The 25,586-nt window shown below is 63.3% G+C and carries 21 protein-coding genes and 1 tRNA gene; 12 read left to right on the top strand and 10 right to left on the bottom strand.

Going from position 1 to position 25,586, the window contains the following annotated elements; genetic code table 11:
* Positions 1–71: 71 nt before the first annotated feature.
* The gene (locus ACU5AY_RS09655; protein WP_446828876.1) at positions 72–674 is read left to right on the top strand and encodes a DUF2155 domain-containing protein; all 603 of its coding nucleotides are present in this window, start codon (positions 72–74) and stop codon (positions 672–674) included.
* Positions 675–683: 9 nt separating this feature from the next.
* On the opposite strand, the gene aat is transcribed toward ACU5AY_RS09655, so the two are convergent.
* From aat to ACU5AY_RS09635, 4 genes are all read right to left on the bottom strand, one after another.
* Positions 684–1,298, bottom strand: a complete 615-nt coding sequence (aat, locus tag ACU5AY_RS09650; protein WP_446828875.1) for a leucyl/phenylalanyl-tRNA--protein transferase — start codon at positions 1,296–1,298, stop codon at positions 684–686.
* Positions 1,299–1,307: 9 nt separating this feature from the next.
* Complete coding sequence (gene accC / locus ACU5AY_RS09645; protein ID WP_446824519.1) at positions 1,308–2,654, bottom strand: acetyl-CoA carboxylase biotin carboxylase subunit; 1,347 nt, start codon at positions 2,652–2,654, stop codon at positions 1,308–1,310.
* An 11-nt stretch (positions 2,655–2,665) separates the two neighbouring features.
* A complete protein-coding gene (gene accB, locus ACU5AY_RS09640) occupies positions 2,666–3,139 on the bottom strand; it encodes an acetyl-CoA carboxylase biotin carboxyl carrier protein (RefSeq protein WP_446824518.1) in 474 nt (157 codons plus the stop codon).
* 229 nt (positions 3,140–3,368) lie between these two features.
* Positions 3,369–4,130, bottom strand: a complete 762-nt coding sequence (locus tag ACU5AY_RS09635) for a DsbA family protein (RefSeq protein ID WP_446828874.1) — start codon at positions 4,128–4,130, stop codon at positions 3,369–3,371.
* Positions 4,131–4,383: 253 nt separating this feature from the next.
* On the opposite strand from ACU5AY_RS09635, the gene ACU5AY_RS09630 reads away from it, so the two are divergent.
* On the top strand, positions 4,384–5,496 hold the full coding sequence (locus ACU5AY_RS09630; protein WP_446828985.1) for a pyridoxal phosphate-dependent aminotransferase: 1,113 nt from the start codon (positions 4,384–4,386) through the stop codon (positions 5,494–5,496).
* Between the two features lie 140 nt (positions 5,497–5,636).
* On the opposite strand, the gene ACU5AY_RS09625 is transcribed toward ACU5AY_RS09630, so the two are convergent.
* Positions 5,637–8,429 carry an Rne/Rng family ribonuclease gene (locus ACU5AY_RS09625; protein ID WP_446828873.1) on the bottom strand — a complete coding sequence of 931 codons (2,793 nt, stop codon included), beginning with the start codon at positions 8,427–8,429 and terminating at the stop codon, positions 5,637–5,639.
* A 667-nt stretch (positions 8,430–9,096) separates the two neighbouring features.
* On the opposite strand from ACU5AY_RS09625, the gene ACU5AY_RS09620 reads away from it, so the two are divergent.
* The 4 genes from ACU5AY_RS09620 to ACU5AY_RS09605 all read left to right on the top strand — a co-directional run bounded on the left by ACU5AY_RS09620 (position 9,097) and on the right by ACU5AY_RS09605 (position 14,972).
* Positions 9,097–10,305, top strand: a complete 1,209-nt coding sequence (locus tag ACU5AY_RS09620) for an N-acetylmuramoyl-L-alanine amidase (RefSeq protein WP_446828872.1) — start codon at positions 9,097–9,099, stop codon at positions 10,303–10,305.
* A gap of 254 nt (positions 10,306–10,559) precedes the next feature.
* The gene (locus tag ACU5AY_RS09615) at positions 10,560–13,007 is read left to right on the top strand and encodes a penicillin-binding protein 1A (protein ID WP_446824514.1); all 2,448 of its coding nucleotides are present in this window, start codon (positions 10,560–10,562) and stop codon (positions 13,005–13,007) included.
* A 103-nt stretch (positions 13,008–13,110) separates the two neighbouring features.
* A protein-coding gene (gene prfB / locus ACU5AY_RS09610; RefSeq protein ID WP_446824513.1) for a peptide chain release factor 2 occupies positions 13,111–14,242 on the top strand; the annotation gives its coding sequence in 2 pieces (ribosomal slippage) (positions 13,111–13,179 and positions 13,181–14,242; 1,131 coding nt in all).
* A gap of 136 nt (positions 14,243–14,378) precedes the next feature.
* On the top strand, positions 14,379–14,972 hold the full coding sequence (locus ACU5AY_RS09605) for a LysE family translocator (RefSeq protein ID WP_446828871.1): 594 nt from the start codon (positions 14,379–14,381) through the stop codon (positions 14,970–14,972).
* Between the two features lie 6 nt (positions 14,973–14,978).
* Here the strand turns inward: ACU5AY_RS09605 and ACU5AY_RS09600 are convergent, their stop codons facing one another.
* Positions 14,979–15,752, bottom strand: coding sequence for an NAD kinase (locus tag ACU5AY_RS09600; RefSeq protein WP_446828870.1), 774 nt, complete (start codon positions 15,750–15,752; stop codon positions 14,979–14,981).
* Between the two features lie 197 nt (positions 15,753–15,949).
* Here ACU5AY_RS09600 and ACU5AY_RS09595 point away from each other — a divergent pair, with 197 nt between their 5' ends.
* From ACU5AY_RS09595 to ACU5AY_RS09580, 4 genes are all read left to right on the top strand, one after another.
* Positions 15,950–17,491, top strand: coding sequence for a glycosyl hydrolase (locus ACU5AY_RS09595; RefSeq protein WP_446828869.1), 1,542 nt, complete (start codon positions 15,950–15,952; stop codon positions 17,489–17,491).
* 70 nt (positions 17,492–17,561) lie between these two features.
* Positions 17,562–18,623 (top strand): pyridoxal-phosphate dependent enzyme, encoded by a 1,062-nt coding sequence (locus ACU5AY_RS09590; protein ID WP_446828868.1) that lies wholly within the window; start codon positions 17,562–17,564, stop codon positions 18,621–18,623.
* Positions 18,620–19,780 carry a M24 family metallopeptidase gene (locus ACU5AY_RS09585; protein ID WP_446828867.1) on the top strand — a complete coding sequence of 387 codons (1,161 nt, stop codon included), beginning with the start codon at positions 18,620–18,622 and terminating at the stop codon, positions 19,778–19,780. The genes ACU5AY_RS09590 and ACU5AY_RS09585 overlap by 4 nt, the downstream gene beginning before the upstream one ends.
* A gap of 18 nt (positions 19,781–19,798) precedes the next feature.
* Complete coding sequence (locus ACU5AY_RS09580) at positions 19,799–20,545, top strand: maleate cis-trans isomerase family protein (RefSeq protein ID WP_446828866.1); 747 nt, start codon at positions 19,799–19,801, stop codon at positions 20,543–20,545.
* A gap of 100 nt (positions 20,546–20,645) precedes the next feature.
* Here the strand turns inward: ACU5AY_RS09580 and ACU5AY_RS09575 are convergent.
* Positions 20,646–20,721: transfer RNA gene (locus tag ACU5AY_RS09575), tRNA-Thr, on the bottom strand.
* Positions 20,722–20,988: 267 nt separating this feature from the next.
* Here ACU5AY_RS09575 and ACU5AY_RS09570 point away from each other — a divergent pair.
* Entirely contained in the window at positions 20,989–22,215 is a 1,227-nt protein-coding gene (locus ACU5AY_RS09570; protein ID WP_446828865.1) for an MFS transporter, read from the top strand.
* A gap of 108 nt (positions 22,216–22,323) precedes the next feature.
* The gene (locus tag ACU5AY_RS09565) at positions 22,324–22,581 is read left to right on the top strand and encodes a hypothetical protein (RefSeq protein WP_446828864.1); all 258 of its coding nucleotides are present in this window, start codon (positions 22,324–22,326) and stop codon (positions 22,579–22,581) included.
* Positions 22,582–22,638: 57 nt separating this feature from the next.
* Here the strand turns inward: ACU5AY_RS09565 and ACU5AY_RS09560 are convergent, their stop codons facing one another.
* From ACU5AY_RS09560 to ACU5AY_RS09550, 3 genes are read right to left on the bottom strand one after another with little or no spacing between them, the layout of a single operon-like run.
* The gene (locus ACU5AY_RS09560; protein WP_446824503.1) at positions 22,639–23,862 is read right to left on the bottom strand and encodes a glycosyl transferase; all 1,224 of its coding nucleotides are present in this window, start codon (positions 23,860–23,862) and stop codon (positions 22,639–22,641) included.
* Between the two features lie 43 nt (positions 23,863–23,905).
* Positions 23,906–24,679 carry an HAD-IIB family hydrolase gene (locus ACU5AY_RS09555; RefSeq protein ID WP_446828863.1) on the bottom strand — a complete coding sequence of 258 codons (774 nt, stop codon included), beginning with the start codon at positions 24,677–24,679 and terminating at the stop codon, positions 23,906–23,908.
* Positions 24,676–25,563 (bottom strand): TrmH family RNA methyltransferase, encoded by an 888-nt coding sequence (locus ACU5AY_RS09550; protein ID WP_446828862.1) that lies wholly within the window; start codon positions 25,561–25,563, stop codon positions 24,676–24,678. Before ACU5AY_RS09550 ends, ACU5AY_RS09555 begins: the two co-directional genes overlap by 4 nt.
* Positions 25,564–25,586: the final 23 nt, after the last annotated feature.

Below are 25,586 nucleotides of genomic sequence, written 5' to 3'. Positions count from 1 at the left end.
TCGAATAGGTGCGGATCGAGGGGCGTGACAGCCTACGCACTTCCAAGACGCCGCGCCGGAGAATGCCTGCAATGAACCAAGTGAAGCGGATCGCAGCCGCCCGCAGCCTCGCAAAAGCCGGCCTTGTGGCCGTTGCTGCTGCCTTGCCGCTGGCCCTGCCGCATCAGGCCGCCGCCAATCGGCTGTCGAACGCGGTTGCCGTCTTCTCTGGTCTCGACAAGATTACCGGCCGCATCACCACCTTCGACGTCTATGTCAACGAGACCGTCCAGTTCGGCGCGCTGCAGGTGACCCCGAAGGTCTGCTACTCGCGCGACGACGAGGAAGCCCAGAAGGTCGATTCCTTCGTCGAGGTCGACGAAATCACCCTCAATCGCAAGATCCGCCGCATCTTCACCGGCTGGATGTTCGCCGATAGCCCGGGCCTCAACGCCGTCGAGCATGCGATCTATGACGTCTGGCTGAAGGATTGCAAGCAGACCTCGGACGTTCCGCCGCCGGACGGCTTCGTGCCGCCGAAGAACGAGGTCGCGCCGCCCGATCCGACCGCCGACAGCGTCAAGACCCTCGGCACGATCGAGACCCCGAACCCGGATGGCCAGGCGCCGGAGCCGCAGCAGGTCGATCCTGCCCAGCAGGGCCAGCCGGCCGACGGCATCGAACTCAAGTTCTGATCATTCTTTTCAAGTGAACGGCAGGTTTTCCGACAGCATGGCCTTCGCCAGCAGTTCGCCGTAATCGCCCTTCGGCACGTCGATCGCGCCGAAATGCTTCAGGTGCTCGGTGGTGAACTGGGTATCGAGCAGGGTGAAACCGCGTTCCCTCAGCCTTTCGACCAAGTGCACGAGGCAGATCTTCGAGGCATCGGTGGCGCGCGAAAACATGCTTTCGCCGAAGAAGGCCGAACCGAGCGAGACGCCGTAGAGACCGCCGACCAGCTGGCCGTTCCGCCAGGCCTCGACCGTATGCACGTGGCCGAAGGAGAACAGCGCGGCGTAGAGGTCGCGGATGGTGGCATTGATCCATGTGCTCGGCCGGTCTTGCGTGGCCTCCGCACAGCCGGAGATCACACCGTCAAAATCCGTGTCGAAGCGGATGTCGAAGGGAGCCTTCGCCATCGTCTTCCTCAGGCTTTTCGAAACATGGAATTTGTCGAGGGGAATGACGCCCCGCATGTCTGGCTCGACCCAGAAGATTTCCGGATCGTCCGCCGATTCCGCCATCGGAAACAGGCCGATCGAATAAGCGCGCAGCAGGATTTCCGGTGTGATGCGGGTTTTCCTGCTGCGCTTTGTCATGGCCGCTCTTTAGCTGTCGGCGCTATTCGCCAGATACTCTTCAAGCCAATGGATGTCGTAGTCGCCATTGGCGATGTCCTGGTTGCCGATCAGGTCCTGGAACAGCGGCAGCGTCGTCTTGATGCCGTCGATGACGAACTCGTCGAGCACGCGGCGCAGGCGCATCATGCATTCGACGCGGGTCCGGCCGTGGACGATCAGCTTGCCGATCAGGCTGTCATAGTAGGGCGGGATCTTGTAGCCCTGATAGGCGCCCGAATCGACACGCACGCCAAGCCCGCCGGGAGCGTGGAAATGCGTGATCGTGCCCGGCGAGGGGACGAAGGTGCGCGGGTCTTCGGCATTGATGCGGCACTCGATCGCATGACCGGAGAAATGCACCTCGTCCTGCGTAACCGACAGGCCGCCGCCGGAGGCGACGCGGATCTGCTCGTGCACGAGGTCGATGCCGGTGATCGCTTCGGTGATCGGATGCTCCACCTGCAGGCGGGTGTTCATCTCGATGAAGTAGAACTCGCCGTTCTCGTAGAGGAACTCGATCGTGCCGGCGCCGCGGTACTTGAGCTTCTTCATGGCATCGGCGCAGACCTGGCCGATCTTCATCCGCTGCTCGTAGTTGAGCGCAGGCGAGTTGGCTTCTTCCCAGACCTTCTGGTGGCGGCGCTGCAGCGAGCAGTCGCGCTCGCCGAGATGGATGGCGTTGCCTTCGCCGTCGCCGACGACCTGGATTTCGATGTGCCGCGGCTTGCCGAGGTACTTTTCCATGTAGACCGCGTCATTGCCGAAGGCGGCAAGCGCTTCGGAACGGGCGGTGGAAACGGCCTCGTCGAGTTCGGCTTCGGTCTTGGCGACCTTCATGCCACGGCCGCCGCCGCCGGCAGTGGCCTTGATGAGAACCGGGAAGCCGATCTGGCGGGCAACCGCCATGGCGTTTTCCGGCTTCACTTCGCCGTCGGAGCCGGGAACCACGGGGATGCCGAGCTCCTGCGCCGTCTGCTTGGCGGTGATCTTGTCGCCCATGATACGGATATGGTCCGCCGTCGGGCCGATGAAGGTGATGCCGTGGGCGTCGAGGATGTCGGCGAACTTGGCGTTCTCCGACAGGAAGCCGTAGCCGGGATGCACCGCATCGGCGCCGGTGATTTCACAGGCGGCGACGATCTGGTGAATGTTGAGGTAGCTGTCGCGTGACGGCGGCGGGCCGATGCACACGCTTTCGTCTGCGAGGCGCACATGCATGGCATCGGCGTCCGCGGTCGAATGAACGGCGACCGTCGCGATGCCGAGCTCCTTGCATGCACGAAGCACACGGAGCGCGATCTCTCCGCGGTTCGCTATGAGGATCTTGGAAATCATGATGCCGGAACCTATTCGATGACGACGAGAGCTTCGCCGTATTCTACCGGGGTGGCGTCGTCGACCAGGATTTCCGTGACCTTGCCGGAGCGCGGTGCGGGAATCTGGTTCATGGTCTTCATCGCTTCGATGATCAGCAGCGTCTGGCCTTCCTTGACCGTCGCGCCGACTTCGATGAACGGACGCGCGCCCGGTGCCGGCGACATGTAGACCGTGCCGACCATCGGTGCGCTGACGGTGTTCGCCGGGTTGCGGACCGGCGCTGCCGGTGCAGCGGCGACGGCCGGAGCGGCAGGGGCCGGAGCAGCTGCCGGAGGTGCAGCGTAGTACGGCATCTGCATCGCCGGTGCGGCGGTCACGGTGCGCGACACGCGGATGCGCAGGTCGTCCTGCTCGACTTCGATTTCGGTGAGATCGGTGTTGTTGAGGATATCGGCAAGATCGCGGATCAGCTCTTTATCGATGCCGGATTTCTTTTCAGCCATGGGTTTGCCCTGTGTTCTTTTCTTATTCAGCAGTGAGACGGGAGCATGGAGCCGCTCCCTTGGTAAAACCATGGGGCTGGCGCGATCGCACGCAATTGCCTGGGCCCCTTATGTAACGGCCACCTATAGACCGGCCTGAGGGTTAGGAAAAGCCCAAAGACGGCCCAATGGTAAACTCCCGCCCTTCATCCAAAGAAGAAAGGCGGTTTGAAGGCATGAGGGGGAGGGATCAGCAGGTGGCCTTGCCGCAGGCCCTGACGTTGGCGATCTTCTCTTCGAGCGTATCCTTGCCGACGGCGCCATAGATCGCCTCGTCGCCGATCACGTAGGAGGGCGTTCCCGAGACGCCGAGATTCTGCGCCAGTTCGATGTTCTGGTCGACCAGCTTGTCGTTCGGGAAGTCCTTGATCGTCTTCTCGATCTGTTCCTTGCTGACGCCGAGGGAGACGGCGAGCGCCGTGGCGGTCTCGGCCGTTGCCCGGCCCTTGCCGCCGAGCAGCTTCAGATGGAATTCGCCGTATTTTTCCGGCGCGATCTGGCGGAAGGCGTCCGCGACCTTGTGGGCAGCGGTCGAATCGGGGCCGAGGATCGGCAGTTCCTTCAGCACGAAGCGGACGTTCTTGTCTTCCTTCAGGATGTCGGTCATGTCCGGCAGCGCACGGCGGCAGTAGCCGCAATTGTAGTCGAAGAACTCGACGACCGTCACATCGCCGGTCGGATTGCCGAGCACGAGGTCGGACTTCGAGGCGAAGATCTCGTTCTTGTCCTTCTCGATGGCCTGCTGGGCGGCAGCCACCTGTGCCTGTTCCTGCTTGTCCTGCAGGGCCTTCTGGACATCGAGCAGGATCTCCGGATTTTCGATCAGGTACTGCTTGATGAAGGCGCCGAATTCCTGCTTCTGCTCATCTGACATCTCGGCCCGGGCGGGCGTCTGCGCCACGATCAAGGCGGTCATCGAGAGAGCGGCAAGTGTTTTCCTGATCAACGTCATGTAATCCTCTTGGCAGACGCGGGGAGACGACGGCTCCGCGCATTTTTCGAATGGCGTAGCGCAAATTAGCCGGCAGGTACACGGGGAGCCAATATCAAAATCTGGGCGAATAGGTGTCCTCGCGGGATTGTGATGGCGCGCCGGATGCGGCACATGTCGGTTCTGCGGCGGATGCCGTGGCCAAAAAGCAAGCCGAAAGAGGAAGCCAGTGCCGTCCATTTCAAAGCGCTCGTCCGTCGAACCCTTCCATGCCATGGATGTCCTTGCCGAGGCGACGCGTCGCCGCAAGGCCGGCCGTTCGGTCATTTCCATGGCGGTCGGCCAGCCGGTTCATCCCGCGCCGCAGGCGGCGCTGGCGGCCGGGCGCGCCGCGCTCGACCACGGTCGTCTGGGCTATACCGATGCGCTGGGTACGGCGGAGCTGAAGACGGCGATCGCGGCCATGTACAAGACCCGTCACGGGCTCGACATCGCGCCAGAGCGCATTGCAGTGACCACCGGCTCGTCCGCTGCCTTCAACCTGGCATTCCTGACGCTGTTCGACGCCGGCGATCATGTGGCGATCGCGAGGCCCGGCTATCCGGCCTACCGCAACATTCTCGGCGCGCTCGGCCTCAACGTGCTGGAGGTAGCCGCGGGACCGCAGGCTGGTTTCACGCTGACGCCGGAAAGCCTGGAGGAGGCGCAGAACCGGGCAGGGGTGAAGCTCAAGGGCGTCCTGCTTGCGAGCCCCGCCAATCCGACCGGCACGGTTACGGGACGCGAGGCCCTGAAGGCCGTCATCGATTATTGCGCGGCCAACGACATCGCCTTCATTTCCGACGAGATTTATCACGGACTGACCTTTGCCGGCGAAGAGGTGAGTGCGCTGGAACTGACCGGCGACGCTGTGATCATCAACTCCTTCTCGAAATACTATTGCATGACCGGCTGGCGGATCGGCTGGATGGTGCTGCCCGAGGCACTCGTGCGCCCAACGGAATGCGTCGCGCAAAGCCTTTACATCTCGGCCCCCGAGATTTCCCAGATTGCCGCCACCGCGGCGCTGACGGCAACCGCCGAGCTCGACGTCTACAAGGAAGCCTACGCGAAGAACCGCGCCTTCCTGCTGGAACGTCTGCCGGCGCTCGGCTTCGACCTCGCGTCCCCGATGGACGGCGCGTTCTATGCCTATGTCGATGTCAGCCGCTTCACCAATGACAGCATGGCCTTTGCCCGCAAGATGCTCGCCGATATCGACGTGGCGGCCACACCGGGGCTCGACTTCGATCCGCTCGAAGGCAACCGCACCATGCGGTTCTCCTATGCCGGTTCCTACGAGGAGATGGTTGAGGCGACAGACAGGCTGGCGCGCTGGATCGCCTGAAGGTGATTCGATTACAACGGCTTGGCGCGCGCGCCTGACTCATTTTATCAGCCGCTTGAATCAATCTCTCAACCTGCCTTGAGCCAACAAAAAAGCCCGCTGTCGCCAGCGGGCTTTTTCAATTCTCTGGCCGGATCGGCTTACAGGAAGCCGCGGCGCTGCCACCAGCCGCCCTTCTTGGTCGGCGCGGGCTGCTCGTTGTCCTGGCTTGGCTTGGCGGAGGTGACCACCGGCTCGGAAGCGGCGAGGTTCGATCCGCGGTTGGCGCGCACCGGCTTCTCCTCGCCCTCGTCGGACGCGGTTTCCTCCTCGGAGGCCGTCTCTTCGACAGGCTGCGTTTCGGTCGCTACCGCTGCCTCTTCCACCACCGGCGCTTCCGGAGCGGGCTCAGCTTCGGCCTCAGGCGCTTCGGCGACCGGCTCGATTGCCGGCACTTCCGGCTCGGCGCTCAGGTCGGCGATTGCCTCTTCCGTGCTTTCGACCGCTTCGTCGCTGTCGTCGTCTGCGCCGTCATGGCCTTCGACGTCGGCTGCCGCCTGCTCGTTCGTGTCGAGACCGTCACGGTTGCGGCGACCGCCGCGCTTGCCGCGCCGGCGACGCTTGCGGTTGCCCTTGTCTTCGCCGGCTTCGTCAGCGTTTGCCTCGGAGCCTGCGGACGCCTGCGTGTCGTTGCTGTCGTCGTCGTCTCCGTCGCTGTCGCCGTCATCATCGCCGTTATCCGACGAATCGCCGTCCTGGCTGGCTTCTCCGCCTTCGCGGTTGCCGCGGCCACGACGCCGGCGGCGACGCTTGCGCTTGCGGCCATTGCCCTGATCGTCGGAGCGGGCTTCGGAGGTCTCGGCCTCGGCCTTCACGTCGTCTTCGGCTTCATCCTCGTCCTCGATGAACGGAATGTCGTCGTCTTCCTCGGGCTCGACCTTGAAGGCCATCAGGCTTTCGATCTTGACCGGGTTTTCGACCGGCTCGCCGCGCTCGACGTTGAAGTGGTTGCCACCGACGCTGTCGTCCGCATCGATCGCGATCGCGACGCCGAAGCGTGCTTCATACTCGATGATAGACTGGCGCTTGTGGTTGAGAAGGTAGAGCGCAATGTCCGGCGTGGTGTGCACGGTGATATTGTGCGTCGTGTTCTTCAGCAGGTATTCCTCGATGCCGCGCAGCACGTGCAGCGCGATGGAGGACTGCGACCGGACGTGGCCGGTGCCGCCGCAATGCGAGCAGACCTGCGTCGTCGATTCCAGAACGGAGGCGCGGATGCGCTGGCGCGACATTTCGAGAAGCCCGAAATGCGAGATGCGGCCGACCTGGATGCGGGCGCGGTCGTTCTTCAGGCAATCCTTCAGGCGCTTTTCGACGGACCGGTTGTTGCGCTTCTCTTCCATGTCGATGAAGTCGACGACGATCAGGCCGGCAAGGTCGCGCAGGCGAAGCTGGCGGGCGACTTCTTCCGCCGCCTCGAGGTTCGTCTGCAGCGCGGTGTCCTCGATCGAATGCTCGCGGGTCGACCGGCCGGAGTTGACGTCGATCGCCACCAGCGCTTCGGTCTGGTTGATGATGATGTAGCCGCCGGACTTCAGTGTGACCTGCGGCTGCAGCATGCGGTCGAGCTGGGCTTCGATGCCCGAGCGCGAGAAGATCGGATGCAGGTCGCGGTAGGGCTGAACCACCTTGGCGTGGCTCGGCATCAGCATGCGCATGAAGCTCTTGGCTTCCTTGTAGCCTTCCTCGCCGGCAACGATGATCTCGTTGATGTCCTTGTTGTAGAGGTCGCGGATCGAGCGCTTGATCAGCGAGCCTTCCTCATAGACGAGGCAGGGGGCGGTCGAGTTCAGCGTCAGCGTGCGGACGTTTTCCCACAGGCGCATCAGGTATTCGAAATCGCGCTTGACCTCGGCCTTGGTGCGGTTGGCGCCGGCGGTGCGGAGAATAACGCCCATGCCCTTCGGCACTTCGAGGCCGCGGGTGATTTCCTTCAGCCGCTTGCGGTCGGCCGGATTGGTGATCTTGCGGGAAATCCCGCCGCCACGGCCGGTGTTCGGCATGAGAACGGAGTAACGGCCGGCAAGCGACAGATAGGTGGTCAGCGCCGCGCCCTTGTTGCCGCGTTCTTCCTTGGCCACCTGCACCAGCAGGATCTGCCGGCGCTTGATGACTTCCTGGATGCGGTACTGCTTGCGCGGACGGCGGCTGCTGCGGCGTTCCGGCAGCTCTTCCATCGCGTCTTCGGCGCCGATGCTTTCGATCTCTTCCTTCTCGTGCGGATGATCGTCGTCATCATCATCGTCGTCACCGTCGGTGTCGACCTCTTCCGAGATCGTGTCGGTGTCGACCATGGCGGCCATTTCGTCGCCATTGCCTTCGCCGTCGACGTCATCGCCGGTGGAGGCTGCTTCGCCCGAGGCTTCAACTGCGGCGTCCTCGTCGGCTTTCGCCTTCTTCGGCTTCGCACGGCTGCGGCGCGGCTTCTTGGCCTTCTTGGGCTCTTCCTCGGTCGCGACCGCAGCTTCGGCTTCCGCCGGAGCTTCCGATGCGTCCGCCTCGGCTACGTCCGATGACGTCGCCTCGGAGGCTGCCGCTTCGGCGGCGACTGCGGCGGGCGTTTCCGCCGTGTCGTTGTCGTGGCCGGCGTCATCATCGTGATCGTCGTCGGCTTCGTCGTCGCGCAGCAGCGCCTGACGATCAGCCAGCGGGATCTGGTAATAGTCGGGATGGATTTCCGAGAAGGCGAGGAAGCCGTGACGGTTGCCGCCGTAATCGACGAAGGCCGCCTGCAGCGAAGGTTCTACACGTGTGACTTTTGCAAGGTAGATATTGCCGCGCAGCTGCTTCTTGTGCTGCGATTCAAAATCGAATTCCTCTATGCGGTTCCCACGTACAACGACAACGCGCGTCTCTTCTTCGTGAGACGCGTCGATAAGCATTTTGTCTGCCATTTAAGTTGTGCTCCTCGGCGCGGACGCACAAAAAAACACCCCACATTCGTGTTCGGAATGCCGGGGGTGTCGGTTGCGGTTCGGGCGCCGGAATTTAGATGCCTCGCTAGGCGTGTATGGGCGGGCAGCAGTGTCGCGGCAACGGGATGACAAATCCTCCGCTGCTCTGAAAATCTCTGTACTGTCCGCTGCAATTCCATCAACTATGCCAAAACGAGTTTTGCGGTTCTATGGACCTTTCTCAAGATCCGATGAGTGTGCTCCCTCGGGAGCGGGTGGCGATAATTCGCCGGGAATGGTTCCGGATCATTCCGGAAAATCAAAAGTGTTCACAGTCGGATAGATCTACCTGTGACGGCGGACGTCTCACCGCTTCCGGCGCCAGTCTTCGTTTGAACAACGGCTGGCAGCCTGCCTGTGATTCTGTCCCGTCGGTACTTCTAACCTAAATCGCCTTTTATGTTTTCTCGCGCGGGATAGCAAGGAAAAAGCCGAGCTTGCCATAATATGGATGGAATCAGCGTGTTAGCCGGACATGTTGATTCTGCCTTCGAAGCCCGGTGTATTTGGCTGTCGATGGCATGTATTGTGTTTTCGGGCGGGACACCGGATCGTCGATCCGCATTCTGCCTGCATTTTGGTCGACTGGACTGGACGGGGATACTTGATGCGGCTTTTCCGCCTGTTGCGGTTTCTGCTCGCCTTGGCGGCACTGATGCTGCCGATGCTTGCGGCATCCGCCAAGGAGAGCGCCTTGACGGCCTATGATGCGCGCATTGCCGGCGACGACGCCCGCACGCGCATCGTGATCGATTTTAACCAGAAGCCGGACTTCAAGGTCCATTATCTCGACAATCCTGTGCGGGTTGTCGTCGATCTGCCGGGGACGGACTTCAAGTTTTCGGGCGATGAGTTCAAGCCGCGCGGTCTCTTCTCCAACATCCGCTACGGCGCGATCGATGCCGGCAGCGCCCGCCTGGTGCTGACCGCGCCGAAGCCGGTGCGCCTGGCCATGTCCGAAGTCCAGGACAACGAGCAGGACAAGGGCTACCGGCTCGTCCTCGACGCCGAAGCGATTTCACCGGACCAGTTTGCAGCCCTGATGGGCGCGCAGGATGACGGCGCTTCCGCCGCGCAGGCGTCCGATGTGGCGGGCCGCGAGCCGCTGGCAGCCAACGCTTCGGACTTCGTCATCGCCGTCGACGCCGGCCATGGCGGCATCGATACAGGCGCGATCGGGCTCGGTTCGAAGGTCGTGGAGAAGGACATCACGCTTGCCTTCGCCAAGGTTGTGTCCGAGCGGCTCGGGAAAATTCCCGGCGTCAAGGTGGTCATGACCCGCGACGGCGACGAGTTCCTGTCCCTGTCCCGCCGGGTGCAGATCGCCCGCCAGCAGGGCGCGCGCCTGTTCATCTCGCTGCATGCCGACACGCTGCGCCAGCACAACATTCGCGGCACCACCGTCTACACGATCTCCGACAAGGCCTCCGACAAGCTCGCCGACGATCTCGCCAAGCGCGAGAACCTGTCCGACGCGATGGCCGGCTTCACCATCGCCGACGAGCCGGATGACGTCACCGACATCCTGCTGGACCTGACGCGGCGCGAGACGCAGGCCTTTTCGATATCGCTCGCCAAGTCGGTCGTCGGTTCGTTCGACGGCAAGATCCGGCTGATCAACAATCCGTTGCGTTCGGCCGGCTTCCGCGTGTTGAGGGCGCCGGATATTCCTTCGATCCTCATCGAGCTCGGCTTCCTGTCGAACAAGGAGGACGAGAAGCTGCTGATGGACACGGAATGGCGCGCGAAGGTGGCCGACCTGATTGCCGCCGGCGTGACCGGCTACAAGGCCACGGTGCTGGCGAATGGAGGCTGAGCGGAGGCTGCCGGCCGGCGGGTGCGTCGAACGGCGCAGGCCGCGAGCCGTAATTTGCTCACATTCGGGGGGTGGATTGGTGCTCAAGCATTGCGCGGGGCAGGGGAATGCGGATAAGCCGACTTGAATTAGCGGCCTTGCCGTGCAAAACGCGGCGTCATGTGCGATTGTGGCGCCCGGCGACCAGGCGAGCAACGCTTTTATGCCTGAATTCCGGTATAGGCGACCGGACGGGAAATCGATAGCGCGGAAACATGATCAGACTCATTGGATATTTCTTCGGACTGGGCAGCGTCATCTATCTTGCTGTCGCGACTGTCGTTGCTGTCTATCTCTCCGATATCAGCAAGGATCTGCCGAACTACGAAGTGCTGGCGAACTACGCGCCGCCGGTCACGACCCGCGTGCATGCCGGTAACGGTGCGCTGATGGCCGAATACGCCAAGGAACGCCGCCTGTTCCTGCCGATCCAGGCCATTCCGGACCGCGTCAAGGCTGCCTTCATCTCGGCCGAAGACAAGAACTTCTACACCCATCCGGGCATCGACGTTCAGGGGCTGGGCCGCGCGGTACTCGTCAACTTCAAGAACCTCAGCACCGGCCGCCGTCCGGTCGGCGCGTCGACGATCACCCAGCAGGTCGCCAAGAACTTCCTGCTGTCGGCCGACCAGACGATCGACCGCAAGGTCAAGGAAGCGATCCTGTCCTTCCGCATCGAGCAGACCTATTCCAAGGACAAGATCCTCGAGCTCTACCTCAACGAGATTTTCTTCGGCCTGAATTCCTACGGCATCGCCAGCGCCGCGCTGACCTATTTCGACAAGTCGGTCACCGAGCTCACCATCGCCGAAACCGCCTATCTCGCCGCCCTGCCGAAGGGCCCGGCGAACTATCATCCCTTCCGCCATCCCGAAGCCGCCATCGAGCGGCGCAACTGGGTCATCGACCGCATGGTCGAGAACGGCTACGTCACCCAGGCCGACGGCGAGAAGGCCAAGAAGGAACCGCTTGGCGTCAATCTGCGCGGCGGCGGCGACAAGGTCTTCGCGTCCGAGTATTTCTCCGCCGAAGTCCGTCGCCAGATCATCGCCCGTTACGGCGAAGATGCGCTCTACGAGGGCGGCCTGTCGGTGCGCACCTCGCTCGATCCGCAATTGCAGGATTATGCCCGCAAGTCGCTTCAGGATGCGCTCATCGAATATGACGAGCGGCGCGGCTTCCGTGGTCCGGTCAAGACGATCGAGCTCGGCGACGACTGGGGCGTGCCGCTCTCTGATGTGTCGCCGCTCGATGATATGCCGGAATGGCATCTCGCCGTCGTTCTCAAGGTGTCCGACAAGGGTGTGGATATCGGTATCCGTCCCGGCAAGGAGCCCGACGGCAAGACACTTCCCGACCGCGTGACGGGCTCCATCAGCGCCGAAAACATGAAGTGGGCCTACCGCTCGGCCCGCAAGGACACGAAGAACGCCAAGTCTCCCGAAGGTGTTCTTTCCGTGGGCGACGTCGTCTATGCCGAGGGCACCGGCGACGGCCAGTACAAATTGCGGCAGGTGCCGAAGGTCGAAGGCGGTCTGGTCGCCATGGATCCGCAGACCGGCCGCGTGCTCGCCATGGTCGGCGGCTTCGACTACTCCGTGTCCCAGTTCAACCGCGCCACCCAGGCCATGCGCCAGCCCGGTTCCTCGTTCAAGCCGTTCGTCTATGCCGCCGCGCTGGACAACGGCTACACCCCCGCATCCGTGATCATGGACGCCCCGATCGAGATCAAGTCCGGTGGCGAAATGTGGAAGCCGGAAAACTACGGCGGCGGCTTCGCCGGTCCGTCGACGCTGCGCACAGGCATCGAGAAGTCGCGTAACCTCATGACCGTCCGCCTTGCCAACGACATGGGCATGAACATCGTCGCCGAATATGCGGAGCGTTTCGGCATCTACGATCACATGAACCCGGTTCTGGCCATGGCGCTCGGTTCCGGCGAAACCACCGTCCTGCGCATGGTGTCGGCCTATTCCGTCCTTGCCAATGGCGGCAAGCAGATCAAGCCGACCCTGATCGACCGCATCCAGGATCGCTACGGCCGCACCATCTTCCGCCATGAAGAGCGCATCTGCGAGGCCTGCAACACGGCAGAGTGGGACAATCAGGAAGAGCCGACGCTGGTCGACAACCGCGAGCAGGTGCTCGACCCGATGACCGCCTACCAGATCACCTCGATGATGGAAGGCGTCATCACCCGCGGCACCGCCGCCGGCCATGTCAAGCTCGATCGTCCGGTTGCCGGCAAGACTGGCACGACCAACGACGAAAAGGATGCCTGGTTCGTCGGCTACACGCCGAACCTCGTCGTCGGCCTCTATGTCGGCTTCGACAACCCGACGCCGATGGGCCGTGGCGCGACGGGCGGCGGCCTTGCCGCGCCGGTCTTCAACGAGTTCATGCAGCAGGCCGTCAAGACCATGCCTGCCTCGAAGTTCAAGATCCCGGACGGCATGCAGCAGGTCGCCATCAACCGAAAGACCGGCATGTGGGCGAACGAAGGCGACCCGGACACGATCATCGAGGCCTTCAAGCCCGGCACCGGTCCGTCCGACACCTTCAACGTCATCGGCATGGACGGCTATATGACGCCGGATGAAATCATGCAGTCCTCGCCGCAGGCCAACCAGGCGGTGACCTCGGGCAAGAGCGGCCTTTTCTGACAAGGGCCGTCGCCTTGGCAAACCGGCAGGCGGGTCTTTACATCCGCTGCCGGTCTGACTATGCACGGGGCCAATTCGAATTTTCATTGAAAAGAAACGGAAAATGCGAGCAGAAATCGAGAACGTAGTCGACGAAATCAAGCAGGCCATAAGCCTGCTGAGGAGGCATCTTTGACTGGGATCAGGCTGTACGGCGCCTTGATTGGCTGAACAACAAGGCTGAAGATCCCAATCTCTGGAACGATGCTGCGGAAGCGCAGAAGCTGATGCGTGAACGCCAGCAGCTCGACGACAATATTTCCGGCGTGCGCTCGCTCGAGCAGCAGCTGAACGACAACATCGAGCTGATCGAACTCGGCGAGGAAGAAGACGACCAGTCGGTCGTCACCGAGGCCGAGGAGGCGCTGAAGGCGCTTCTCTCCGAAGCCGGCAGGCGCCAGGTCGAGGCTATGCTTTCGGGCGAGGCCGACGGCAACGACAGCTATCTTGAAGTCCATTCCGGCGCCGGAGGCACGGAAAGCCAGGACTGGGCGAACATGCTTCTGCGCATGTACACGCGCTGGGCCGAGAAGGAAGGCTTCAAGGTCGAGCTTCTGGAAGTCCATGACGGCGAAGAAGCCGGCATCAAGTCGGCGACCATCCTCGTCAAGGGCCACAACGCCTATGGCTGGCTGAAGACCGAATCGGGCGTCCACCGCCTGGTTCGCATCTCGCCCTATGACAGCAACGCCCGCCGCCACACGTCCTTCTCGTCGATCTGGGTCTATCCGGTCGTCGACGACTCGATCAACATCGAGATCAACGAGAGCGACTGCCGCATCGACACCTACCGCTCGTCCGGCGCCGGTGGCCAGCACGTCAACACGACCGACTCGGCGGTGCGCATCACGCATATCCCGACCGGCATCGTGGTTGCTTGCCAGCAGGAACGTTCGCAGCACAAGAACCGGGCGAAGGCCTGGGACATGCTGCGCGCCCGCATGTACGAGGCCGAGCTGAAGAAGCGCGAAGAGGCGGCGAACGCCGAAGCGGCGTCCAAGACGGAGATCGGCTGGGGCCACCAGATCCGCTCCTACGTCCTGCAGCCCTATCAGCTCGTCAAGGACCTGCGGACGGGCACGGAAAGCACCAGCCCGGACGACGTGCTGGATGGCGACCTGAACCCGTTCATGGAAGCCTCGCTCGCCCACCGCATTTCCGGCAAGGCCAATGCGGATGTCAGCGACATCGACTGACCGATGCGGATGCAAGATTGATTGAGCCCCGTTCGCGGGGCTTTTTCGTTTGTCGGGGCGGGCACGTTCGTTCAAGACGGCGAGAGCCGCAACGTGCTACCGCCCGAGACACCGATTGCGAGAAGGAGGACCGCGCTTGGAAAACCTGATGCCATTCCTGTTTGCCGCATTCGCGCTGACCGGCAGCCCCGGGCCGAACACGCTGAGCCTTGCCGCAGCCGGAGCAGCTTTCGGCGCGCGCCGGAGCGTCGGCTTCATGCTCGGCCTGCTTGTGGGCATGGTTCTCGTCATGAGCGCGGTCGCCGCGGGCATCACCGGTTTGATCCTCGCCGTACCCGGCGCACTGCCGATCGTCACGCTGCTGGCCGCGGCCTATTTCCTCTATCTCGCCTGGAAGATCGCGACCGCGCCGCCGGTCGGGGCGCAGACGGGCGAGGGCGCCGCTCCCTTATTCAAGGCGGGCGTTTTCCTGTCGCTCGTCAATCCCAAGGCCTATGCGGCGATGGGCGCGCTGTTCTCCGGCTTCATCCTTGTCCACGTCTCGCCCCAGAGTGACGCACTTGCCAAGATCGTCGTGCTGACAGCCGTGATCGCCATCGTCAACGGTCTCTGGCTGATGCTCGGCGCGGCGTTTACGAGGCTCTTCCGCGATCCGAAGGCAAGCCGGGTGATCAACATGATCTTCGCCGCGGCGCTGCTTGCCTCGCTGTCGGTCACGCTCTTCGGCTGACGCCGTTCAGTAGGTGAACTGTTCCGCCAGGATGCGCTCCGACCATGAATGATCGGGATCGGAGAGCACGCGCGCCGTCTTGTCATCCGACTGCGCGATCCGGACATGGATGACCGACTTGACCTCGAAGTGGTCGGCAACCGCGTTGACCGGCCGCTTTTCCGCTTCGAGAATATGGATGTCGACGGTCACCTTGTCCGGCAGCAGCGCGCCACGCCATAGGCGGGGCCGGAAGGCGCTGACCGGGGTCAGTGCCAAAAGCGGCGCCTCGAGCGGCAGGATCGGCCCATGGGCGGAGTAATTGTAGGCGGTCGAACCTGCGGGCGTTGCGACCATCACGCCGTCGCAGATCAGTTCGTCGAGGCGGACCTGTCCGTCGATTTCGACGCGCAGCTTCGCCGCCTGGTAGGATTGCCTCAGCAGCGCGACCTCGTTGATCGCCAGCGCATCTGCGACTTGCCCGTCGGCATCCGTCGTCGTCATCTTCAGCGGGCGCAGATCATTTTCCACCGCGGCGGCCACCCGTTCCGGCAGGTTTCCCACCCGGTAGTCGTTCATCAGGAAGCCGACCGAGCCGCGGTTCATGCCGTAGACCCGTTTGCCGGTGTTCATCGTCTCGTGCAGCGTCTGCAGCATGAAGCCGTCGCCGCCGAGCGCCACGATCACGTCCGCGTTCTCTTCCGAGGCATTGCCATAGATGGCGATGAGCTCCTCACGCGCCGCCATGGCCTCGGGGGCCGTGGACGCGATGATGCGGAAGGAGCCGGTCGAACGCTGCATGAAACATCCCGCATTTGATGGGCCGGGCGCGGCCGGCGACTGTCAATGCCCTCTTGGTACCGGAAAAAACCTGTGTGCCACAAGTGCATGTGCGCCGATGCCGGTACGTTTTGCGCCGAGGCTCCGTGAGCCATGGAATGACGGACGCGGCAATTGTGCCCTTGAAACCGAGGCCAAAGCCGGGCAGATTTGACTGCATGTATGCTTCTCATGGATTTCTTCGCTCGGACATCGGCGATGTCGATGTGGTCTACCACGACGGGCTCTATCATCTCTTCCACCTGGTTCTGCCCAACCACGACTTCATAGCCCACGCGGTCAGCACCGACGCCATGACCTGGCGGCGGGTCAAGAACGCGCTTTTCGTCGGTGATCCCGGCGAGTGGGACGACGACATGCTGTGGACCATGCATGTCTCGCCGGACCCGGATGAAGAGGGCACCTGGCGCATGTTCTACACGGGGCTGTCGCGCTCGGAATACGGCCGCGTGCAGCGCATCGGCATGGCGCGCTCGAAGGACCTGATGACCTGGAAACGCTGCCGTAAGGGCACGTATCCGCTGGAGATCGACGGCTCCTACTACGAATCGAACATCGACGAGGGCCGCCACTGGGTGAGCTTCCGCGATCCCTATTTCTTCATCGATCCGGCGACGGGCGACCGTCTGCTTTTGACCTCGGCGCGCGTGCGTCACGGGCCGGTGATCCGCCGCGGCTGCGTCGGGCTCGCCCGCGAGGTGGAACCGGACAAGTTCGTCTTCGATCCGCCGCTGCACCGGCCGGGGCTCTACGACGATGTGGAGGTGCCGAACCTGTTCGTGCTTGAGGACCGCTATTATCTGCTCGGATCGATTCGCGAGGATACCAAGATCCACTACTGGTACGCCGACAGCGCCTCCGGCCCCTTCGAGAACTTCTTCAACAACGTGCTTTTGCCGAACGGCAACTATGCCGCCCGCGTCTGCCGCAACGGCAGCAAGCTGCTGCTCTTCAACTTCTTCGCCAAGACCGAGTATGTCTATGGCCGCGAGGTCGTCAAAAAGCTGCTGCCACCGCCGAAGGAACTGGTGGTCGCCAAGGATGGCCGGCTGTTGCTGCGCTCGCACAGCGGCTTCGATGATCTCGTGACCGGCAGCGACAAGATCGACGCCGCCGGCCAGTGCCGCATGCTCTACGGCAATCCGCACGCCGGCATAGAGGACCATGACGGTGCGATGTTCCTCAAATGTCGCAGCGGCTACGAGGCCTTCCTGCTGCCCGGCCGGCACGAGGAATTCCGCCTGCGCGCCGACATGACGCTGGAAGGATCCGGCAAGGGTGGTCTCGTGCTGCGCATCAACGAGGAGGGCGATGGCTACTATCTGTCGCTCGATCTCATCAACGGCATCGCCCAGATGCGCGCCTGGGGCGCCAATGCGACGCCGGAATTCGAACACGCCTTCCGCTACCAGCCGCTGCAGGAGGCCCACTTCCGCGGCAACAAGCATGGTCCTTGGAAGATCGAGGTGGTCGCCCATGGCATGTATCTGGAGGTCTCGATCGATGGTTTCGTCGTGCTGAGCCTCGTCGACGACACCTTCACCGAGGGCGCTGTCGGCTTCTACGCCGAATCGGCGACGCTCGGGGTGCGCAACGTCGTCATGGAGCGGTTGACCCGCCCGGTCGTCGAGCATGCGTCCGAAATGGTCTACACGGCGACCCATCCACCCGAGGAGCACGCGCCGGTTCCGGGGATATGATCCCGCCCGGTGCGCCCTCCCGGTGCCGGTTCGCCGGCCGTCAGTCGCCAAGGTTGAAGGGAGCACCGGCTTGCATCTGCTGAAGAATCCATGGCGCCGGTCGGCGCTGGCCTTTCCCTTGCCCGACGAGGTGCCGTATCCGAGCATCGATGCCGAGCGGGTGGCGGCACTTCTGGAGCGCTGTCCCGCGCATGGCGAAACGCCATTGCGCGCCTCGCCGGAGCTTGCCTCCCGCGCCGGCGTCGCCTCCGTCCACGTCAAGGACGAGCGCGGCCGGATGGGGCTCGGCAGTTTCAAGGCGCTGGGAGCTGCCTACGTCATTGCCTCGGAGGCCGCCGCGATTGGCAACCCACACCCGCAAAGTCTCACCGGACGCACCTATGTGACGGCCAGCGCCGGGAACCACGGCCTTTCTGTTGCCGCCGGCGCGCGGCTGTTCGGCGCCAAGGCCAAGGTCTTCATTGCAGAAACGGTGCCTGAAAGCTTCGCCGCCCGTCTTGCCGCCAAGGGGGCGGACGTCATCCGCGAGGGGCATGACTACGAGGCGAGCATGGTCGCCGCTGAAAAGGCCGCCGACGACAATGGCTGGCAGCTTCTCTCCGATAGCTCTTGGCCGGGCTATATCGAGCGCCCTTGGCGGCTGATGGAAGGCTACCTGCAACTGGCCGCCGAATCGGCTGAGGCGCTGGAGGCCGCGCCGACCCACATCTTTCTGCAGGCCGGTGTCGGTGGTCTAGCCGGCGCTGTCGCCGCCTATGCGCGCCGGGTCTGGGGCGACGCGCCGACCATCGTCGTCGTCGAGCCGGAACTCGCGCGGGCGTTGATTGCCAGCATAGAGGCGGGCAGTCTCGTGAAGACGGAAGGCGGGGTCTCCGCCATGGGGCGGCTCGACTGCAAGGAGGCCTCGATGATCGCCCTGAAGGGACTCGCCCGCGATGCCGATATCTTCATGACGATCAGCGAGGCGGAAGCCGAAGCCGCCATGGAGCCGCTCGCGCAGGCGGGGCTCGCCACCACGCCCTCCGGGGGTGCCGGTCTTGCCGGATTGTTGGCGATCGGCAGGCAGGCCCCGGCCTTCGGCCTTGACGGGCAAAGCCGCGTGCTGGCCATCCTGAGCGAGGAGCCCCAATGACCCCCCAGCCGAAACGCGGTTTTGACATCGCCGAATATCAGGGCCGCGTTGCGCGTGCGCAGGCGATGATGCGGGAGCAGGGGCTTGCCGCGCTGCTTCTGACCACCGAACCCGAGATCCGATATCTCTCCGGCTTCCTCACCCGTTTCTGGGAAAGCCCGACGCGGCCGTGGTTTCTCGTCCTGCCGGCGGATGGCGCGCCGATCGCGGTGATTCCCGCCATCGGCGAGGCGCTGATGCGCAAGACCTGGATCGCCGACATCCGCACCTGGCCATCGCCGGCACCGGACGACGGCGTCGGCCTGCTTGGCGACACGCTGCGCGACGTGGTCGGCAGTAGCGGCCGCGTCGGCGTGCCGGACGGTCCGGAAACATCGGTCCGCATGCCGCTTGCGAGCTTCGAGGCCGTCAAGGCGCGTCTAGGCAGTATCGAATTCGGCGGCGACGCGGGCATCATGCGACGGCTGCGGATGATCAAGTCGGAGGCCGAGATCGGCAAGATCCGCCGCGCCTGCCGCATCGGCGATGCCGCCTTTGCCCGTGTCGAGGAAATCGCCTCGCCGGGCCGGCCGCTCGAGGAAGTGTTTCGCCGCTTCCAGATGCTGTGCCTGGAGCACGGCGCCGATCACGTCGCCTATCTCGCCGGCGGCGCGGGGCCGAACGGCTATGACGATGTCATTTCGCCTGCCGGCCCGACACCGCTTCGATCCGGCGACGTGCTGATGCTGGATACCGGGCTCGTCTGGGATGGCTATTTCTGCGATTTTGACCGTAACTTCGCGATGGGCTCGTCCAATGCCGCCGTCACCCGCGCACATAAACAACTGGTCGCGGCGAGCGAGGCGGCATTCGCGGCGCTTCGGCCGGGCATCACCGCCGCCGAGCTGAAGGCGGTCATGGTGGCTTCGATTGTTTCGGATGGCGGCACGCCATCGGGCGGCCGCTTCGGCCACGGGTTGGGCATGCAGTTGACGGAGTGGCCTTCGCTGATCGAACATGACCACACCGTCATCGCGGAGAACATGGTGCTGACGCTCGAGCCCTGCGTCGAGCTTGGCGGTGGCACGATCCTCGTTCACGAGGAAAATGTCCGCGTGACGGCTGCGGGCGGCGAGCGGCTGACGCGCTTCGCGTCGCCGGAAATCCAGGTGGTCTGAAACGAGGTGGTGCAAGCAATGACGGTCTTTCCCTTCACTCTCGACCGCCGCGACAGCGAACGCGCCCGGCTGGGCCTCGTCGTCCTGCAATCGGACGAGACGATCGAACGCGATTTTCGCCGGCTCATGCCGAACGGCGTCTCGCTCTATGTCACCCGTGTCGCAAGCGATCCGGAGGTGACGACCGAGACGCTTGCCGGGATGCGCGACCGCATCGCCGGCGCCGCCGGGCTCCTGCCGCGGCCGATCCATTTCGATTCGGTCGGATACGGCTGCACGTCTGGAACGTCGGTGATCGGCGTCGGTGCGATTGCCGAAAGGCTGCATGCCGGCTGCGACGCGAAGGCGACGAGCGAGCCGGTCTCGGCACTGCTGGCCGCCGCCAGCGCCCTCGGCCTCAAGCGCATCGCCTTCCTGTCGCCCTATGTCGCCGAGGTGTCGGCGCGTCTGCGCGGCGTGCTTGCCGATGCCGGCCTGGAAAGCCCGGTGTTCGGCACGTTCGATGAAGCGCGTGAGGAAAATGTCGCCTGGATCGACCGGGCCTCGATCATCGAGGCAGCAATATCACTGGTCGGTGACGCCGATGTCGATGCGGTGTTTCTCTCCTGCACCAATCTGCGTACGCTCGACTGCCTGGCCGCGATCGAATCGGCCATCGGCCGCCCGGCGCTCTCCAGCAATCAGGTTCTCTGCTGGCACATGCTACGGCTTTCCGGCATCGACGATCGCCTCAACGGTTATGGTCGGCTGTTCGAGATGGCGTGAAAGCCGGAACAGGGCGGAAACACCGTGCGACTTTTTCAGTCGCAAAATGTCGCACAGAAGTCGCAAACTTTGGGAATTTATAATGTTTTCAGTGGTTTGATGGTGCCCCCGCCAGGGTTCGAACCCGGGACCCCCTGATTACAAATCAGGTGCTCTACCAACTGAGCTACAAGGGCATTCAAAGTGAACATGGCAACTATCAGATTCTGGGAATCTGTAAAGCGGAAATAATGCGTCCTTCCTAATTTACAGCGCTTTGCTCTTTGATCCAACACGTTCATCCGGCAGACCGAAATGCTGAAATTCGCGGCATCGGACGCGAAAGACGGAAATCGCGACGGTGCGACCTTGACGCGCTCACTGCACAGGCGTTGATTTCGCAGACGCTCATATATCCCGCGGTCGCCTTTCCTGTGCGACCGGCCGCCACCACAGAGACTGACATGCCGATCATCGCCTTTTTTCGCGAGAACGCCCGCTGGATTGCCGGTGGCTTCCTGCTGAACTTCTTCTCCGCCTTCGGGCAGACCTTCTTCATTTCTCTGTCTGCCGGCGGCATTCGCGGCGAATACGGTCTTTCCAACGGTCAGTACGGCGTCATCTACATGATCGCGACGCTCGGCAGTGCGCTGACGCTGCCGATGCTCGGCCGCATCGTCGATCATTTTTCGGTAGCGAAGGTCACGCTCATCATCATGCCGGTGCTGGCGCTGGCCTGCACCCTGATGGCGGTCTCCACCTGGCTGCCGCTGCTGCTCTTCACCATCTATCTGCTGCGCCTCTTCGGCCAGGGCATGATGACCCACACGGCGCAGACGGCGATGGCGCGCTGGTTTGCCGGCCAGCGTGGCAGGGCGGTGTCGTTCACCAATCTCGGCCTGCAGGGTGGTGAGGCGGCGCTGCCGTTCCTGTTCGTCATCCTCGGCGGCGCCTTCGGCTGGCGCAACACCTGGTTCTTCTCAGCCTGCGCCATCGTCGCCGTCGGCCTGCCGGCCATCCTGATGCTGATGCGGGTGGAGCGCACGCCGCGCCAGACGGACCGGCCGGAGCGGCGCAGCGGCGCGCGCGACTGGACCCGCGGCGAAGTCGTGCGCGATCCGGTCTTCTGGATGACCATGCTCGGCGTGCTCGCGCCCGGCTTCATCGCCACCACGATCTTCTTCCACCAGGTCTATCTGGTGGAACTGCGTGGCTGGTCGCTCACCGTCTTTGCCGGCGCCTTCGTCTTCTCTTCGGCCTCCTGCGTCGTCGCAGCCCTGATCACCGGCCAGCTGATCGACAAGTTCTCGGCCGTCGACCTGATGCCATACTTCCTGCTGCCGATGGCCTGCGCCTGCGCGGTGCTCGCGGCGTTCTCGGGTGAATGGAGCGCGTTTGCCTTCATGTGCCTGCTCGGCATCTCCAACGGCGTCGCCGGCACGCTGCTCGGCGCGCTGTGGCCCGAGGTCTATGGGCTCAAACATCTGGGTGGCATCCGCTCGATCATCATCGCGCTCACCGTCTTCGGCACGGCCATGGGGCCGGGGATCACCGGCTACCTGATCGACTTCGGCGTCTACTATCCCTTCCAGATCGCCGCGATGGGCGTCTACTGCCTGTTCGCCACCGCCGTGATGGCGCTGGTCCGGCATAAGATTCTCGCGCGCAATGCCGCCGAACCCGGCGCTTGAGGCAGGCCACCCGCAATTTGAGCCCGGAATTTACTTTTGGCCGGAACGGCGTATCCTGCCTGCATGAGCTGGATACCGCCCCATGGACTGACCAGAGTGGGCTCGGCCATGATCCTCCTGGCCGCGGGCCCATTTGCCACGCCGGCCTTTGCCGATTGCACCTGCAGCATCAAGGACGGAACCAAGCTTTCGCTCGGGCAGGTGACCTGCATCCGCATCAATGACATGGCCTATCTGGCGCGCTGCGAAATGGTGCTGAACAACACCTCATGGCAGAAGATCCAGGATGGCTGCCCGATGACGCAGCTCCGGCCGGTCCGTCATGCCGAACACCAGAGCGCCTGGCAGCAGGCCGTGCTGCAATAATCGAACATTCCCCGGGACGCACGGCCATGTCACCTCATGATGACTATTGACGCGCGATCACTTTCCGGCGTCCTCGGCGTCGCGCCGTACCGCGGCCTGGATTTCCTCGAAGACGCCGGGCATGGCGCTCTGCACGCGGTTCCAGCTCGGCATGAACGGGGTGGCGTTCGGATATTCTAGGAAGATGTTGCCGGCCTCGACCAGATTGGCGGCAAACAGTTCGACCCCTTGCTCTTCCTTGTGACGGTCCGTCGAGAACCCGTTCATCTTGGCGTCGTTGTGGTAGATCTCCACGAGATCGAGCGCCGTGCGGTAATAGGTGGCCTTGAGCGTGCGCAGCGTCTCCTGGCTGAAGACGACGCCGTCGGTCGCAAGCTTCCTCAAGACCGCCTTGCAGATGTCGATCGACATGCGCGACAGGCCCTTGGCCGTATCCTCCGGCGATAGCGGCTGGTGCTTGTGGTCGTAGCGGTCGGCGATGTCGACCTGGCAGATCGCCATGTTGGAATAGTTGCGCCAGAGTTCGGAGAGCACGCCTATCTCCAGTCCCCAGTCCGAGGGAATGCGGATGTCGGCAAGGATGTGTGAGCGCATCGCGAATTCGCCGGCGAGCGGATAGCGGAAGGCCTTCAGGTAGTCGATATAGGGATGATGCCCGAGCACCCGTTCGAGGCTTAAGAGCAGCGGCGTCACCAGCAGCCGCGTGACGCGCCCGTTCAGCGATCCGTCGGCGATGCGGGGATAGTAGCCCTTGGAGAAGACGTAGGGGAATCCGGGATTGGTGACCGGATAGACGAGCCGGGCCAGCATGTCGCGCCGGTAGGTCACGATATCGCAGTCGTGCAACGCCACAACGCCGGCATTGCGCTGGCCGAGCACGAAGCCGATGCAGTACCAGACATTACGGCCCTTGCCCGGCTGGTCGGGAGCGAGATTGGCTTCTGCCAGCCGTTCGTCAACGGCGCGAAGCCGGGCGCCGTCGTTCCAAAGGATATGATGTTCCTGCGGCAGCCGCGAGAAATACTCGCGGGCATGCAGATACTGCTCGCGGGTTGCCTGATCGAGGCCGATGACGACCGACGAGACGTAGTTTACCTGCGAGAGCTCGTCGACGATCTTCTCCAGCGCCGGCGCTTCCAGTTCGGAATAGAGGGAAGGGAGGATCAGGGTAATCGGCCGGACCTTGGAAAAGAGTTCCAGGTCCTTCTCGATCTCGGCAGTGGTTCGTTCGCGAAAATTGTGGAGCGTCGCCACCACGCCGTTCTGATGAAAATCCGCCAACGCCTGTCCCCTTTATTATCTGTTTTGTATCGATCCTGTCGTTTTACGGACCGATGATTTTCAGAATTATGTCATTCCAGCCCGACGGGCCGGGTTTTGTCGTTCTCAGAATGCGTCCGTTCGTCTCTCCCGCGAGCCGCGGAAGGGGCGCGTGCGCCGGATTGGCGACGATGACACCGGTGTCGGCCGCCTCGATCATCGCCACGTCGTTGGCGGCATCGCCAAGCGCGATCGTCCTGACCGCGCCGCCGCTTTGCCCGGCGTACCAGTCGGCGAGTTCGCGCATGCGCTCGGCCTTCGATGTTTTCGGCATGATGGTGAAAAACCGCCCGCCCTGTACCGCCATCAGTCCCTCGTCCTTCAGCAGCGCCTGGAAAGCCGCCTTCTGCTCCTCCGTTCCGGACCAGAGCCCGGGCTCGGAGAAGCGGCGCTCTTTGGCGAGCTTCGCACTTTCGATGGGAAGGCCGGTCCTGTCGCTGACGGTTTCGGCGTCCCAGTCACCGAAACTCGCAAACAGGCCTTTCAGTTCCGCCGGCAATGCGGCGAGCACGCCGCGGATCTTCGCATAGGTGTCGGTCGCGTCCCGCGCGGTGCCGGCGGGATGGCGGGCGATGCCGGCGCCGTTCTCGACAATCAGCGGATGGTCGATGCCCATCGCCTTAGCGATCGGCAGCATTTCGGCCTCGGTCTTGCTGGAGGCGAGAATCAGCGGAATGCCTTTGTCACGAAGCCGTTCGAGCGCGGGCCTGGCCGCGTCGAAGGAATAGGTTTCGTGGTCCAGCAGTGTTCCGTCGAGATCGGAGAAGACGAGAATCATCCTTTGGAGGATAGCAAAAACTGCCTCGTGGCATAGAGCGCGATTGCCGCAGCGTTCGAAACATTGAGCGACTTGATCTCGCCGGGCATGTCCAGCCGGGCCAGCGCGCTCACCGTTTCGCGCGTCTTCTGCCTGAGGCCCTTGCCCTCGGAGCCGAGAACCAGGGCAATCCTGTCGCCGGAAAACGTCCCTTCGATGGCCGCCGGTCCTTCCGAATCGAGACCGATCGAGAAAAAGCCGAGCTTGTGCAGTTCGCCGAGCGCATCTGCCAGATTGGTGACCTGGATATAGGGGATCATTTCCAGCGCACCGGACGCCGATTTGGCGAGCACGCCCGATTCGGTCGGCGAATGGCGCTGCGTGGTGATCACCGCGCCGGCGGCAAACGCCACGGCCGACCGCATGATCGCGCCGACATTGTGCGGATCGGTCACCTGGTCGAGCACCAGAATGAGCGGGCTTTCCTTCAAAGCCTCCAGCTTGCGCACCGGCAGCGGCCGCGTCTCCAGCATCACGCCCTGGTGGATGGCATCGGGCCCAAGCATCTTGTCGATGTCCGACGGCTGGACGATCTCGACCGGGCAGCGAAGGCCGCTCGGATCGTCGATCTCGAGACGGGCAAGCGCATTCTGTGTGACGGACAGCTTGATCAGCGTGCGGGCCGGGTTCTCAAGCGCGGCGCGCACGGTATGCAGGCCGTAGAGAAACACCTGGTCGGGCTGCAGGGTGGGGGGCGACCACTGCGCGGCGGCCGCCTGGCGGCGATCCTTCGGTGATGGGGTCGGGATTTCGCCGCGCTCGCGTTTCGCGTCGCGATGCTGGCGGCGCAGGCTGGCGTAATGGCTGTCCTTGGCGGACCGGTCGTCATTTCTATCTTTGCTCATGCCGCCTTATAGCGGTGCCCGGG

This window comes from Rhizobium sp. PAMB 3174, from assembly GCF_052908375.1.
The sequence above is the reverse complement of the archived record's forward strand: the minus strand, read 5'-3'. Positions and strand labels throughout refer to the sequence as shown.